Raw genomic sequence first — 15,040 nt, forward strand, 5'->3', positions numbered from 1 at the left:
GAAGTTCCTCCCGTGCGGCGACTACGTGCCCCCGATCCTTGCATGTGCCCCCCGCGTTGCGTCAGGCGGTGTCCGGCACGGGCAGCGGGCGCTTCTCGATCGCCGCCGCCATGACGTCCGGGAACAGGTCGGGCGTACAGGCGAACGCCGGTGCGCCCAGCGCCGCGAGTGCCGCCGCATGCTCCCGGTCGTACGCGGGCGTCCCTTCGTCCGACAACGCGAGCAGCGCGACGAACTGCACGCCGGACGCCTTCATCGCCGCCACGCGCTTGAGCATCTCGTCCCGTATGCCTCCCTCGTACAGGTCGCTGATGAGCACCACCACCGTCTCGGCGGGCCGGGTGATCTGCGCCTGGCAGTACGCGAGCGCCCGGTTGATGTCCGTACCGCCGCCGAGCCGGGTGCCGAACAGGACGTCCACCGGGTCGTCGAGCAGGTCGGTGAGATCGGCGACCGCGGTGTCGAAGACGACGAGCCGGGTGCTGATCGACCGCATCGACGCCAGCACCGCCCCGAAGACCGACGCGTACACGACCGACGACGCCATCGAACCCGACTGGTCGATGCAGAGGATCACCTCCTTCTTCACGGACCGCGACGCCCGTCCGTACCCGACGAGCCGCTCCGGCACGACCGTCCCGTACTCGGGCAGGTAGTGCTTGAGGTTGACGGCGATCGTGCGGTTCCAGTCGATGTCGTGATGGCGCGGGCGGTGCACGCGCGTGCCGCGGTCGAGGGCGCCGGTGAGCGCGGCCCGGGTGCGGGTGGCGAGCCGCTTCTCCAGGTCCTCGACGACCTTGCGGACCACGGCCCGTGCCGTCTCCTTCGTCGTCTCCGGCATCGCCTTGTTCAGCGAGAGCAGCGTGCCCACGAGGTGCACGTCGGCCTCCACCGCCTCCAGCATCTCCGGTTCCAGCAGCAGCCCGGACAGCCCCAGCCGGTCGATGGCGTCGCGCTGCATGACCTGTACGACGGAGGAGGGGAAGTACGTGCGGATGTCCCCGACCCAGCGGGCCACCGACGGCGCCGAGGCCCCGAGCCCCGCCGAGCGGTCCCGCCCCGTCCGCGCCCCGTTCTCCTTTCCGTAGAGCGCGGTGAGCGCCCGGTCCATCTCGGCGTCCCGCCCGGAGAGCCCGTGGCCGGTGCCGTCCGCCGTGTCACCCCCGAGCACGAGCCGCCAGCGCCGCAGCCGCTCCTGTCCGGCCTCGGTCGTCGCCGCGTCGGTCGTCGTCATGTGCCCACCCCCGCAAGCTCGTCGTCGTCGGCCGGGCCGGGTTCCGGTCCCGGCCCTGGTCCCGGCCCTGGTCCCGGTGCCGACCCCAGCAGCAGCCGCACCACCGGCAGGACGGCGTCCGCGCGTCCCTCGTCGAGCCCGGCCGCGAATCCGGGTGTCCCGGAGCCCGTGCCCGGCCCGCCGCCCCGCTGCCCCGGGCCGCGCCGGACCAGCTCGCCGAGCGTTCTGCGCACCCCCGGTTCGTACGCCGAGAACGTCCGCCGCAGCAACGGCAGTACGTCCGTGAACGCGTCCGCCGACACCGCCGTGAGCCATCCGTCCACCAGGCCGAGCAGCCGTTCGTCGTGCATGAGGAGCAGACCGCCCCCGGAGCCGCCTCCGACGAAGCCCTCGATCCAGGCGGCCGCGTCCGACGGCGGTGTCCCCGGTGACAGGGCGAGCCCCATCAGCCGCGCGGCCTCGTCCTGGTCCAACTCCCCCTCGTCCAGAAGCAGCCGCACGGTCCGCCCCCGGATCACCCCGGGCACGGTGTCCCGCCCGGACAGCACCCGCAGCACCCCCCGCCAGCGCTCCCGCAGACCCCCGCGAGCCGCCCGGGCCTCACCGCCGAGTTCCCGGTCGCCCCCCGTGAAGGCCCCCGGCCGCCCCCTGCCCCCGTCCGTCTCCACCGCTCCGGAGCGGCCCCTCGCTGTCTCGGCCGCCGTCCCGGTCGGTACGTCGGTCCGTGCGTCGGCCGGTGGGTCGGCCGGTGCGTCGGGAGGGGACCCGGTCGGTGCGCCTGTCGATGCCCCGGCCGGTGCGTCGGCCCGTCCCGAGGTCGTCGACGTCTCCTCCAGCATCCCCACGGCTCCGTGCACCGCGTCCACATGGCGCCGCATCTCGTCCGCCGCATCGGCGTCCAGCGAGGCGCAGGCCGGGGGGAGGCCGACGAAGACCCGTTCGGCGAGGCCGGCGGCCACCTCCGCCAGTGCTCGGGTGTCGGTGCCCCGTACGTCGCCGTAGCGCAGCGAACGCACCAGCGCGGGCAGGGCCTGAGCCAGATGGCCGACGTCCGTGTCGAGTGCCGCCCGGTCGGCGAGGACCCGCATCACCGTCGGGAGCGCGTCCGGCAGCCCGGCCAGGAGGCAGCGCTCGGCGAGCCCGGTCACCGCGGCGAGGTCCCGCGCGGCGACGGCGTCCGCTTCCGCCTTGGCGGTCGCCGCGGCGAGCACGGTCGTCCCCCACACCCCGGCCTCGGCGGTCCGCACCGACAGCTCCGGCTCCCACCGCAGCCGCCACGCCTCACGGAAGGTGCCCGTGCTGCCGGGCGAGGCGGCCGGATCGCCCCACTCAATACGCAGCAGGCGCAGCCGGTGCAGGAGCCTGCTGCGCTCGGCGTCGTTGCCCTTGCGCAGATCGAGCGCCAACTCGCGTGCGTCCGCCTCCGGTTTGAGCCGCAGCCGGCGCTGAAGCCGGTCGAGGTCGCGCTGCAACGGCACGGCGGGCGCACCGGCCGGCACCTCCCCCAGGACGTCCCCGACCACCAGCCGGTCGCGCACCAGCGCCAATGGAACGTCCGAGCCCTCGCACAGCACCGCGCGCACGGCGTCGGACGTCTCGCTCAGGCCGGGCAGTGGCCGGCCGCGCAGGGCGGCGAGCGTCTCGGCCAGCCGGACCGCCTCGATGACATGCGCCGAGGACACCATCCGGTCCTCCGCACGGAGCAGGACCGCCACCTTCGTCAGCCAGCGCTCGACCGGCCGGTCCGGCGCACCGAACAGGTGGGCGTACCAGCCCGGCGAGTCGATACCCGCCCCGTACCCCCCGGCCCGGGCCAGTCTGCGGTGGGTCCACGGCACCCAGGTCAGGTCGGCCTTGACCTTGGGCAACCCCTTGACCAGCGCCCGGTCGGCGGCGACGGCGACCTTCCGCCGCAGCGCGGGCACATGCCACGCCCCGCACACCACCGCCACCCCGTCCGGCCCGAATTCCCTCTGTGCCGCCCGCACTTGGATGCGCATGTACGCCTCCCGCACGAGATCCCGGCCGCCGCCGTGCTCCCCTGCTTCGGTTGCGCACGCCTCCCTCAGCGCCCCCATGGCCTCCTCGATCGCGGCGAACGGCGCGAACGGGTCCTTCGCCCCCGTCGACCGGTGCTCGACGACGTCCTCCCACCACCGCTCGGGATCGTCGTATCCGGCGACCGCGGCGAGCCGCCCTAGCGGGTCCCCCCGCACCCCCTCCCAGGCACCGGGCGCCTCGTCGTCCCCGCTCGCGCCCCCGTTCCCGTCCCCGCTCGCGCCCCCGTTCTCGCCCTCGCCCTGATGCTGCCCCTCTGGTCGCGGTCCTTTCTCCAGTCCCTCCTCATGTCCCTCCTCATGGCCCTCCTTCTCCCAGGCCAGGGTGTGGGTGGCCGGGAGGTCGATGAAGCGGGCGGGGACGCCGTGCTCCAGGGCCCAGCGGAGGGCTACCCATTCCGGGGAGAACTCGGCCAGCGGCCAGAAGGACGAACGGCCGGGTTCGTCGACGGCGTGGGCGAGCAGCGCGACCGGCGGCCGCATGTCCTCGTCGGCGGCGAGCGGGATCAGCGCGTCGGCCTCGGGCGGCCCCTCGACCAGTACGGTCCGGGGCCGGGCGGCGTCCAGCGCCGCCCGTACCGACCGCGCCGACCCCGGCCCGTGGTGGCGCACCCCGAGCAGCAACGGCCGGCCCGCCTCCGGGCCCTGGCCGCCGCCCTCCGCGACCCCCGTCATCCCCTGCCCTCACGCCTGCGGGGCCACCTCGTGTCGTCGTCCACAGCCGCCCTCCACGCTCCGCGGGCCCACGCCCGAATCTCCTCGTTCCCGTTGCTTGCGTCGCTCCCGTTCACGCGCTCACCTCCCGGCAGGCCCGGTAGAAGTCCGTCCAGCCGGCCCGTTCCCGGACGACCGCCTCCAGGTACTCCTGCCAGACGACCCGGTCGGCCGCCGGATCGCGGACGACGGCGCCGAGGATGCCCGCGGCCACGTCCCCCGCCCGCAGCACGCCGTCGCCGAAGTGCGCGGCCAGCGCGAGACCGCCGGTGACGACGGAGATGGCCTCGGCGGTGGACAGCGTGCCGCTCGGCGACTTCACCTTCGTACGCCCGTCGGAGGTGACGCCTGCGCGCAGTTCGCGGAAGACCGTCACCACCCGGCGGATCTCGTCGATGCCGTCGGGAGCGGCCGGCAGGTCGAGGGAGCGGCCGATCTGGTCGACGCGCCGGGCGACGATGTCCACCTCCGCCTCGACGCTCTCGGGCAACGGCAGCACCACCGTGTTGAAGCGGCGGCGCAGGGCGCTGGACAGCTCGTTGACCCCGCGGTCGCGGTCGTTGGCCGTGGCGATGAGGCTGAACCCGCGGACCGCCTGCACCTCCTGCCCCAACTCCGGTATCGGCAGTGTCTTCTCGGACAGGATGGTGATGAGGGTGTCCTGTACATCGGCCGGGATCCGGGTCAGCTCCTCCACCCGCACCGTCGCCCCCTCCGCCATGGCCCGCATGACGGGGCTGGGCACCAGCGCGTCCCGGCTGGGCCCGTGCGCGAGCAGTTGCGCGTAGTTCCAGCCGTAGCGGATCGCCTCCTCCGGCGTGCCCGCGGTGCCCTGCACCAGCAGCGTCGAGTCACCGCTGACCGCCGCCGCCAGGTGTTCGGAGACCCAGGTCTTGGCGGTGCCCGGGACGCCGAGCAGCAGCAGAGCGCGGTCGGTGGCGAGGGTGGACACGGCGACCTCGACGAGGCGGCGCGGGCCCACGTACTTCGGCGAGATCACTGTGCCGTCCGGCAGGACGCCGCCGAGGAGATAGGTGGCGACGGCCCACGGCGACAGCTTCCAGCGGGCCGGGCGCGGGCGGTCGTCCTGCGCGGCCAGCGCGGTGAGTTCGTCGGCGAAGGCGTCCTCGGCGTGCGGACGCAATGCTTCCGCCGGCTCGTTCCCACTCGGTTCCACGGACGTCGGATCTGTCGTGGGATCTACGGACACGGACATGGCTGAGGCCCCCTCCAGCTCGGCCGGTTCGGCATCTGGTGTCCACCGTGCACCACGCCACTGACAATGCGATCCGACCTGCGAAAACGTCCTCCCGGCCACCCGCGACGGACGGCCTGCCGACGGTCGGCGGACGCTCGCCGGACCGATTGTCAGTGGTGGGATCTACCTTCGATGACATGACTCAGCAGGGGGTGCGCTGGACGGCGGACCAGGTGCTGGCACTGGCGCCTGACTCCACGTCACGCAAAGCGGGAAGCAAACTCGGCACGGCCGGTCCGTGGTCGGGCACGGGCAGTTCGCGGGAGGGGGCGGTATGGGGCTTGTGCGAGGGCAGCGGCGGCACGCCGTACCGGACGGTCGTCGACACCGCGGACGGGACCGGTCCGGCGTACAGGTGCAGCTGTCCGAGCCGTAAGTTCCCCTGCAAGCACGCGCTCGGGCTGCTGCTGCTCTGGTCGGGCGGCGAGGGGGCGACGCCGGCGGGGCGGGCACCGGACTGGGCCGAGCAGTGGATCGCGGGACGCAGGCGTACACAGGAGAAACGGGAGGCCGGCCCCACGGGTTCCGGATCCGGCCCCGCCGATCCGGAGGGGGCGCGCCGCAGGGCCGAGCGACGCGCCGAGCGGATCACCTCGGGGGCGACGGAACTGGAGGAGCGGCTCGCCGATCTCCTGCGCTCGGGCCTGGCCACCGCCGAGCAGTCGGGGTACGCGCTGTGGGAGGAGACGGCGGCCCGCATGGTCGACGCGCAGGCGCCCGGACTGGCCTCTCGTGTGCGGGAGTTGGGGGCGGTCCCGGGGTCCGGGCCCAGCTGGCCGGCGCGGTTGCTGGAGGAGTGCGCGCTGCTCCATCTCCTCGACCAGGGCTGGCTGCACCGTGAGCGACTGCCGCAGGCCCTGGCGGCGACGGTCCGCGCCCGCGTGGGGCTGCCGACCTCCCCGACGGGCCCACCCGTCCGCGACCACTGGCTGGTGCTCGCCCAGTACGACACGCCGGATCCGAAACTGACGACCCGCCGTATCTGGCTGTACGGCACCGCCTCGGGCCGCACGGCCCTCCTCCTCTCCTACGGCGCCGCGGGCCGCGCACCGGAGCTCACGCTGCCCGTCGGCCTCGCCCTGGACGCCGAAGTGTCGGCGCACCCGGGATCGGGACAACGGATCTCCCTCGGCGAGCAGTTCGCCCCACCCCTCCTCACCGGAACCCGTCCCCCGGGCATGACGACGGCCGAGGCGACCGCCCGCTACGGCGAGACCCTGCGTCACGACCCCTGGCAGGACTCCGTCCCGGTGACGCTGGACAACGTCATACCGACCCCGGACGGCGACTCCTGGCAACTGGCGGACGCCGAGGGCGACAGGGCACTGCCGCTCACCTCCGCGGCGGTCTCGCGCCCCGGCCTGTGGCGCCTGGTCGCCCTCTCGGGCGGCGCCCCCGTCAAGGTCTTCGGCGAGTGCGGCCACCGTGGCTTCACCCCGCTGACGGCCTGGCCGACGACCCCGGGAGAGGCGGTACGCCTGTGCTGAACCAACGCCCCGCATCAGCAACGACAGCCCCACCATGCGCCCTAGGCACCCCAGGCACCCCAGGCGCAACAACCACCACGACGACGACGGCAGCAGAAGGGAGTCTCATGGACACCACCCCGCCCCTCCCCCCACCGACCGCCTGGGAGGACCTGGTCACCGCCGCCCTGCTCGGCACGGATCGCCGTACGCCCCCGGGCGCGGCCCCCGGCCGGACCGCGCCGGCCGCGCTCCTGGACGCGGCGGCCGCGGAGACCGTACGCCGACGGGCCGGCCTGCGCCCGGGCCGGGCGGCCCCTCGGCCGGCGCCGGCCGCCGAGGATCCCCGTCCGGCACTGCCCGTCGCGGCGGCGCGTCGACTCGCCTTCCTGCTGGCCGACCGCCCCGGCACCGGCCCCGGTGGCCGCAGAGGCACCGCACCGGATCTCATGGAGCTGCTGCCCCAGTGGCTGACGGCGGTGAACGCCCGAGGGTTCGCCGCCCCCGCCGAGTCCCTGCCCGCGCTGCTCGACGCGGCGCGCGGACGTACGGACCTGCGCCCGGCGGCGCTGGAGTTCGCCGGACCGCGCGCCCTGTGGCTGGCCCGGCTGAACCCCGACTGGCGGTTCGCACTGCGCGCCACACCGGGCGGCGGCACCTCGCTGCCGGGACCCACGCAGACCGAACGCGCCGAAAGGCTGTGGCAGGAAGGCCTGTTCGCCGAGCGGGTCGCCCTCCTGGCGTCGATCCGCTTCCGCGACCCCGACGCAGCCCGCGAACTGCTGGCCGCGTCCTGGTCGACGGAGCGTGCCGAGGACCGGCTGATGTTCCTCGACTCACTGCGTACCGGCCTCGGCACCCGGGACGAGCCCTTCCTGGAACAGGCCCTGACGGACCGGAGCCGCAACGTGCGGGCCACCGCCGCGGAACTGCTCTCGGCGCTGCCGGGTTCGGCACTCGCCGCGCGGATGGCGGTCCGGGCCGGCGCGTGCGTGGCCGTCGACCACACCCTGGACACCCCGACGCTCCTCGTCGAGGCCCCGCACGAGTGCGACGCCGCCATGGAACGCGACGGTGTGTCGGCGAAGGCGCCGCCCGGCCGGGGTGAGCGGTCCTGGTGGTTCGGCCAACTCGTGGAGGCGGCCCCGCTCGCCACCTGGCCGGCGCGCCTGGGCGGCCGTACGCCGGAGCAGATCGTGGCGTTGCCGGTGGCCGACGACTGGCTGGGCGAACTGCACGCGGCGTGGTGCCGGGCCGCCGTCCGGCAGCGCGACGCCGACTGGTCGCGGGCGCTGCTCGGGGTGCCGTCGGCGCCGGGCGCGGGCGGGCCGGGCGCGGTCTCCCTCGCCGAACGGGCCAAGCTGCTGGGCACGCTTCCGGTGGCCGAACGGGCCGAGTGGGTCGCCGGTTTCATCGCCGCCCACGGCCTCTCGGAGGCGTTCCAACTGCTCGGCGTGTGCCCCGTGCCGTGGGCCACGCCGCTCGGCCGTGCCGTCGTGGACGCGCTCAACATCGCACGGGACGCGGGCAGTTACCCCTGGAGCTTCAGCGGCGTCATGGGCCTGGCCGAACGCTGCCTCGACCCCGAGGAGGCAACCCGCCTGGACGCCCTCCTGGCAGTACCGGACGAACCGGAGGACGCCTCCCCGGGCGCCGGCGGCTACTGGGCGGAGGCATTCCAACGACTGGGCAGGACACTACGCCTGCGGGCAGTGATGGCAGCGGAACTCAACTCAGGAACGCCGGTCCCCGTATCCAGCCCGTCCGGCGATTGAGGACGAGGCCCGTTCAGGGCCGACCGGGGGCTGGGGGCAGCGCCCTCAGGGAAGGCCCGCTCCAAGCCACCCGCACACCAACTCGCTCAGGCGCCGGCAGGCTGCCGCACGTTCGCCCGGACCCAGTCGACGATCGAAGCGGTGGTCGCCCCCGGCGTGAAGATCTCCGCGACCCCCTTCTCCTTCAACGGCGCGATGTCCGCCTCCGGGATGATGCCCCCGCCGAACACCAGGATGTCCGCCGCGTCCCGCTCCTTCAGCAGCTCGATCACCGCGGCGAAGAGCGTGTTGTGGGCCCCGGACAGGATGGACAGACCGATCGCGTCGGCGTCCTCCTGGATCGCCGTGCCGACGATCTGCTCGGGCGTCTGGTGGAGCCCGGTGTAGATGACCTCCATACCGGCGTCACGCAGCGCCCGCGCGATCACCTTGGCCCCGCGATCGTGGCCGTCGAGCCCCGGCTTGGCCACCACCACGCGGATCGGACCGGCTGCCACACCCATCACTGCCTCCATGAAGCGACTACGTCCATCCTCAACGGCACGGACACCCCGTGCCAGACCGCCCGGGGAAGTGAACGAACGTTATCGCCAGCATCCCGCAACCGGCAGTTTCACGGTGTGGACCGAGGGGGAAATCACACGAAGGGACACTTTCACCGCGCACCGATCCCCGCGCCACGGGGGAACGGTCGCACCGGGAGCCGCGAAGAGGTCGCCGTACCGTCACGCCACAGGCCGCTGGCGTGGCGGTACGGCGCATCGGAAGGCACGATGGGCACGTAGGACAGGTAAGGCACGACAGCGGGGAGCCTCGTCGCCAGACCGGCAGGGCTCCTTGTCGTCATCGGTGTAACGGGTGTCACACAAGCCGTACACGCCCCGCACGCCAGGCCGCACCCGCCCCACTCCCTGCCGTGCCCGATCGACCTCCTCCACCGCGACTTCCACGAGGGCACACGGGGGACAGAGAAGTCCTCAGCGTGCCGACAGGAGGTCGGCCATGAAGGTCACCCGGGCACTTCAGCCCTTTCTTCCGCTGTGCCAGCGTCTGCTGCCGGACATGCGGACCCTTCCGGGCATCCTGCACCTCTCCAGCCTCCCGAGCCTGCCGAACCTCCCAGGATTCCCCGGCCTCCCCGGCCTGCCCAGCAGACTGGCCGGGCTGTCCCTGACGCTCCTCAAGGCGACCGCTCTGGATCTCGCGATCCTCGCGGGCCACCTGCTCCTCTACCCCTCCGGCATCGCCCAGGAGCGCCGCGCCACGGCCTGCCCCGCGCTGCCCAGGGCGGCCGGCGCCGGGGACCCGGCACAGCTGCCGACCAAGGCCCCGCTCCCGGTCGTCCTGCTGCACGGGTTCATCGACAACCGTTCCGTCTTCGTCCTGCTGCGCCGCAGCCTCGCCCAGCACGGCAGGCACCGGGTGGAGTCGCTCAACTACTCCCCCCTGACCTGTGACATCCGCACGGCCGCCGAGCTGCTCGGCCGGCACATAGAGGAGATCTGCGAGCGCACCGGCAGCTCGCAGGTCGACGTGGTCGGACACAGCCTGGGCGGCCTCATCGCCCGCTACTACGTGCAGCGGCTGGGCGGTGACGGCCGGGTCAGGACGCTGGTCACGCTGGGCACCCCGCACTCCGGCACCCGGGTGGCGCCGCTGGCGAACGCGCACCCGATCGTGCGCCAGATGCGTCCGGGCTCCGAGCTGATCGAGGAACTCTCCCGGCCGGCGCCGGGCTGCCGTACGCGGTTCGTCAGCTTCTGGAGCGACCTCGACCACCTCATGGACCCACTGGAGTCCGCCTGCGTCGAGCATCCCGACCTGTTGGTACAGAACGTCCGGGTGACCGGGATCGGTCACCTCGCCCTGCCTGTCCACCCGGCTGTCGCCACCGGCATACGGCAGGCCCTCGACACGGCACCCACGGGAGCGACCGCCGGCACCCGGACCGGCAGCCGAGCCGGCACCCGCACAGACACCCAGGCCGGCGGCCTCACCGTCGCCTGACAGCGGCCCCGCCGACACCTGCGCCGGCACCCTCACGACCGTCCGACCGCCCGTCGAGCGCCGTCCGACCACCCTTCGAGCGCGCTCCGAGCGCCCTCCGATATCGAACGTCATTCGAACGTAGGGCCAAACCCGCGCCCGCCGTCCCCCGAAACACGGCCGAATGCCCCTTTCCCGCAGGCACGAAACCTGCGGAAGATTGTCGTGCCCGCGTACTGCCGGGTACAGTCGCCGCACTGCTCTGGCAGCCCCTGTTGTCGGCGAAAGAGAAGTTGGTGAACGACCGTCACCCGTCGGGGATCATGACCACCCCGACCCCGGCTTCCGACGCCGCTTCGGCGCACTACGCGTCGTACGGCACCCAGGAAGCCCAGTACGACGGCTTCACCACGTACCACGGTTACGAGACCGGCGCCTTCGACGCCGGCGCCCACACCACCGGCCACTTCACGCCGGCCGACCCGCTCTTCGGTGAGCTTCCGGGCGACGGCACGGCCGCCGTGACCGGCACGTACGACAACACCCAGTGGGGCACCGGCGGCCACCAGGTCCCGGACACGGGCAGTCACCAGACCCTGAACTACGACGGGTACGCGGCCCAGCACCACGCCGCCTACGACACGGGCGCGTACGACGCCACCGCCTGGTCCACGGATCACCACCAGCAGCTGAACGCCGTTCCGCAGCAGGGAACGGCACCGGATGTCAGCGGACAGTGGGACGCGAGCACTTGGCTCCAGCCCGACCAGTCCGTGAGTCCCGCCGACCAGACCCAGCAGTGGGAATGGGGCACGCAGGCCTTCGACACCGGCGCCTACGACGCCACGCAGTGGAACTCCGACGGCGGCGAGGGCGCCCAGCAGGCCTCCGACGAGCACGAGCGGCAGGCCGAGGTCCCGTTCGACCAGCAGGCCACCGCCACCTTCGAACAGGTCGGTCTCGACGAACACGCCCCGGCCGAAGGCGAGTTGTCCGAGGGCGACACCCCGCTGCTCCTCCTCGACGACCAGGAGGAGGCGGCCCCGGCCCCCGCGCCGGGCGGACGCGCGGCCGCCCGCAACGCGAACCGTTCCCGGCGCCGGATGCCCGCGAAGCGCTCCGCGCTGCTGACCGTGGCCGTGCCCTCGGCCTGCGTGATGGGGGTCGCCGGGATCGCCGCGGCCTCGGTCGGCACGCTGACCGGCGGCGACGACAAGGACACCACGGCCTCCGCCTCGGACGCGCAGCCGGTGAAACCGTCCGCCGCCAACAACAAGCTGGACGCCCAGCTCGAGACCCTCAGCGCGGGGGCCGACGACTTCGCCGACCGGGCCAGCCGGACGCAGGAACGTCTCGACCTCAAGACGCAGCAGGAAGCCGAGAAGAAGAAGGCGGCGGCCGAGGCGGCCCGCAAGGAGCGGCTCCGCCCCAAGTACGCCCTCCCGGTCGCGCAGCACGGCCTCAGCGCCTACTTCGGCCAGGCCGGCATCAACTGGATGTCCCAGCACACCGGTATCGACTTCCCCGTCTCCTACGGCACGACCGTGATGGCGGCGACCGACGGCACCGTGCGGACGCAGTGGAACAGCGCCTACGGCAACATGATGATCGTGACGGCGAAGGACGGCACGGAGACCTGGTACTGCCACCTCTCCACCTACCGCGTCTCCTCCGGTACGACGGTCAAGGCCGGCGACCCGATCGCGTACTCCGGCAACTCCGGCAACTCCACCGGCCCGCACCTGCACTTCGAGGTCCGGCCCGCGGGAGGCTCCGCGATCGACCCGCTGCCGTGGCTGCGCAGCCACGATCTCAACCCGACGTAGCCGCTCGACCCGAGGTAGCCGCTCGACCCGAGGTGAACCCGAGCGTGACTGCGACCGCTCGCCGTAAGCGCATGAAGTGAGCCCCCGCCCCCGAAGCGGGGGCTCACTTCATGCGCACAGCCACAAACACGGGCGCGGCCCCGGCCGCTACAGCTTCTCCACCGGCGCGTACCGCAGCAGCAGACGCTTCGGCTTGACGTCGCCGAAGTCGACCGTCGCCTCCGCGTTCGCGCCCGTGCCCTTCACGCCGACGACCGTGCCGAGACCGAACTGGTCGTGGGTGACGCGGTCGCCGACGGCCAGCGTGACCACCGGCTTGTCCGCGGCGGACCGGCGCGTCGCGAAGCCGGACGCGCCCGCGGCCGAGGAACGCGAGCGGGACGAGGACAGCGAGGCCGCCACACCGGAGACGGGACCGGAGGACACGGGCGCGGTCGCCCCCGTCCGCTTCCAGTCCACATGCGTCGGCGGGATCTCCTCCAGGAACCGGGACGGCGGGTTGTACGACGGCTGCCCCCACGCGCTGCGCAGCGCGGACCGCGTCAGGTAGAGCCGCTCCCGCGCGCGGGTGATCCCGACGTACGCCAGGCGGCGCTCCTCCTCGAGCTCCTTGGTCTGGCCGAGGGCGCGCATGTGCGGGAAGACGCCGTCCTCCATGCCGGTGAGGAAGACGACCGGGAACTCGAGGCCCTTGGCGGTGTGCAGGGTCATCAGGGTGATGACGCCCGAGCCGTCGTCCTCGTCGGGGATCTGGTCGGAGTCGGCGACCAGGGCGACCCGCTCCAGGAATGCGGAGAGCCCGGCCGGTGTCGTGCCCTCGCCCTCCGCCTCGCCGGTCTCCTGCTCGAACTCCAGGGCGACGGCGGCGAGTTCCTGGAGGTTCTCGATCCGGGTCTCGTCCTGCGGGTCGGTGGAGGCCTGCAACTCGGCGAGGTAGCCGGTGCGTTCGAGCACGGCCTCCAGGACCGTCGCAGGACCGGCGCCCGACTCGACGATCGTGCGGAGCTCCTCCATCAGCGCGTTGAACCGCTTCACGGCGTTCGTCGACCGCGAGGCCATGCCGTACGCCTCGTCGACCCGCTTCAGGGCCTGCGGGAAGCTGATCTTCTCGCGCTGGGAGAGGGCGTCGATCATCGCCTCGGCGCGGTCGCCGATGCCCCGCTTCGGCACGTTGAGGATCCGGCGCAGCGGCACCGAGTCCTCCGGATTGGCCAGCACGCGCAGGTAGGCCAGGACGTCCCGGACCTCCTTGCGCTCGTAGAAACGGACCCCGCCGACGACCTTGTAGGGCAGGCCGACCCGGATGAAGATCTCTTCGAAGACACGGGACTGGGCGTTGGTGCGGTAGAAGACGGCGACATCGCCCGCCTTCGCGTCGCCCGCGTCCGTCAGTCGGTCTATCTCGTCGGCGACGAACTGCGCCTCGTCGTGCTCGGTGTCGGCGACGTAGCCGGTGATGCGCGCGCCCGCGCCCGCGTTGGTCCACAGGTTCTTGGGGCGGCGGGACTCGTTGCGCTCGATGACGGCGTTGGCGGCGGACAGGATCGTCTGTGTGGAGCGGTAGTTCTGCTCCAGCAGGATCGTCGTCGCGTCCGGGTAGTCCTCCTCGAACTGGAGGATGTTGCGGATCGTCGCGCCGCGGAAGGCGTAGATCGACTGGTCGGCGTCACCGACGACGCAGAGCTCGGCCGGTGGTACGTCGTACTCGCCCGGGGGTACGTCCACGGGGTGCTCGGAGGTGCCGACCAGCTCGCGCACGAGGGCGTACTGGGCGTGGTTGGTGTCCTGGTACTCGTCGACCAGCACGTGACGGAACCGGCGGCGGTAGTGCTCGGCGACGTCCGGGAAGGCGCGCAGCAGATTGACCGTCGTCATGATCAGGTCGTCGAAGTCGAGGGCGTTCGCCTCGCGCAGCCGGGACTGGTACATGGCGTAGGCCTGGGCGAGGGTCTTCTCGAACCCGTCGGCGGCCTGGGCGGCGAAGTCCTCCTCGTCGATCAGCTCGTTCTTCAGGTTGCTGATCTTGGCGCTGAAGGACTTGGGCGGGTAGCGCTTGGGGTCGAGGTCCAGGTCGCGGCAGACCAGGGCCATCAGACGCTTGGAGTCGGCGGCGTCGTAGATCGAGAACGACGACGTGAAGCCGAGCCGCTTGCTCTCGCGGCGCAGGATGCGCACGCACGAGCTGTGGAAGGTCATCACCCACATCGCGTGCGCGCGCGGGCCGACGAGCGCTTCGACGCGCTCCTTCATCTCGCCCGCGGCCTTGTTGGTGAAGGTGATCGCGAGGATCTGCCCCGGGTGCACATGCCGCTCGGCCAGGAGGTGGGCGATGCGGTGGGTGAGCACGCGTGTCTTGCCGGAGCCGGCGCCGGCCACGATGAGCAGCGGCGAGCCCGCGTGGGTGACGGCCGCGCGCTGGTTCTCGTTCAGCCCCTCCAGGAGCGCGGCCGCGTCCAGGACGGGGCGCGGGGCGCCGTCGCGGTAGTGGGTGTCCCGGTCCGGGGGCACGTCGAACTTCCCGCCGAACAGATCGTCCGGAACCGACTCCGGTCCGTGATCGTCCTCGGGCGGTGGCGGGGGTTCCTCCTCGTGGGCGCGGGGGCCCTGGAGGTTCGCCAGGAAGCTGTCGTCAAAGAGGCTGCTCATCGCTCTCCGAGTCTAGGGGGCGCCACTGACAACCCGGCGCCGTCCCGGGAACATCTCCCGCCCTCACCCTCCGGGACA

9 protein-coding genes are annotated in these 15,040 nt (G+C 72.9%); 4 read left to right on the forward strand and 5 right to left on the reverse strand.

Features of this window, described 5'->3' with window-relative positions:
• Nucleotides 1-61 precede the first annotated feature (61 nt).
• The 3 genes from OG933_RS17875 to OG933_RS17885 form a co-directional block, all read right to left on the reverse strand.
• Entirely contained in the window at nt 62-1,234 is a 1,173-nt protein-coding gene (locus OG933_RS17875; RefSeq protein ID WP_405627807.1) for a VWA domain-containing protein, read from the reverse strand.
• A complete protein-coding gene (locus OG933_RS17880; RefSeq protein ID WP_405627808.1) occupies nt 1,231-3,966 on the reverse strand; it encodes a DUF5682 family protein in 2,736 nt (911 codons plus the stop codon). The genes OG933_RS17875 and OG933_RS17880 overlap by 4 nt, the downstream gene beginning before the upstream one ends.
• Before the next feature lie 112 nt (nt 3,967-4,078).
• Complete coding sequence (locus OG933_RS17885) at nt 4,079-5,221, reverse strand: AAA family ATPase (protein ID WP_362268660.1); 1,143 nt, start codon at nt 5,219-5,221, stop codon at nt 4,079-4,081.
• A gap of 179 nt (nt 5,222-5,400) precedes the next feature.
• Here OG933_RS17885 and OG933_RS17890 point away from each other — a divergent pair, with 179 nt between their 5' ends.
• Nucleotides 5,401-6,750: an SWIM zinc finger family protein gene (locus OG933_RS17890; protein WP_405627809.1), complete on the forward strand. Its 1,350-nt coding sequence runs from the start codon at nt 5,401-5,403 to the stop codon at nt 6,748-6,750.
• Nucleotides 6,751-6,857: 107 nt separating this feature from the next.
• A complete protein-coding gene (locus tag OG933_RS17895) occupies nt 6,858-8,504 on the forward strand; it encodes a DUF5691 domain-containing protein (RefSeq protein WP_405627811.1) in 1,647 nt (548 codons plus the stop codon).
• 86 nt (nt 8,505-8,590) lie between these two features.
• Here the strand turns inward: OG933_RS17895 and OG933_RS17900 are convergent, their stop codons facing one another.
• Nucleotides 8,591-9,007, reverse strand: coding sequence for a cobalamin B12-binding domain-containing protein (locus tag OG933_RS17900; protein ID WP_020132112.1), 417 nt, complete (start codon nt 9,005-9,007; stop codon nt 8,591-8,593).
• Nucleotides 9,008-9,506: 499 nt separating this feature from the next.
• On the opposite strand from OG933_RS17900, the gene OG933_RS17905 reads away from it, so the two are divergent.
• A complete protein-coding gene (locus OG933_RS17905; protein WP_405627812.1) occupies nt 9,507-10,511 on the forward strand; it encodes an esterase/lipase family protein in 1,005 nt (334 codons plus the stop codon).
• Nucleotides 10,512-10,786: 275 nt separating this feature from the next.
• Nucleotides 10,787-12,316, forward strand: a complete 1,530-nt coding sequence (locus tag OG933_RS17910) for a M23 family metallopeptidase (RefSeq protein WP_405627813.1) — start codon at nt 10,787-10,789, stop codon at nt 12,314-12,316.
• Between the two features lie 147 nt (nt 12,317-12,463).
• Here OG933_RS17910 and pcrA read toward each other — a convergent pair whose 3' ends face one another.
• Nucleotides 12,464-14,962, reverse strand: a complete 2,499-nt coding sequence (gene pcrA / locus OG933_RS17915) for a DNA helicase PcrA (RefSeq protein ID WP_020132115.1) — start codon at nt 14,960-14,962, stop codon at nt 12,464-12,466.
• Nucleotides 14,963-15,040: the final 78 nt, after the last annotated feature.

Source organism: Streptomyces sp. NBC_00016, assembly GCF_045040885.1.
GTDB classification, from domain to species: Bacteria; Actinomycetota; Actinomycetes; order Streptomycetales; family Streptomycetaceae; genus Streptomyces; species Streptomyces coriariae.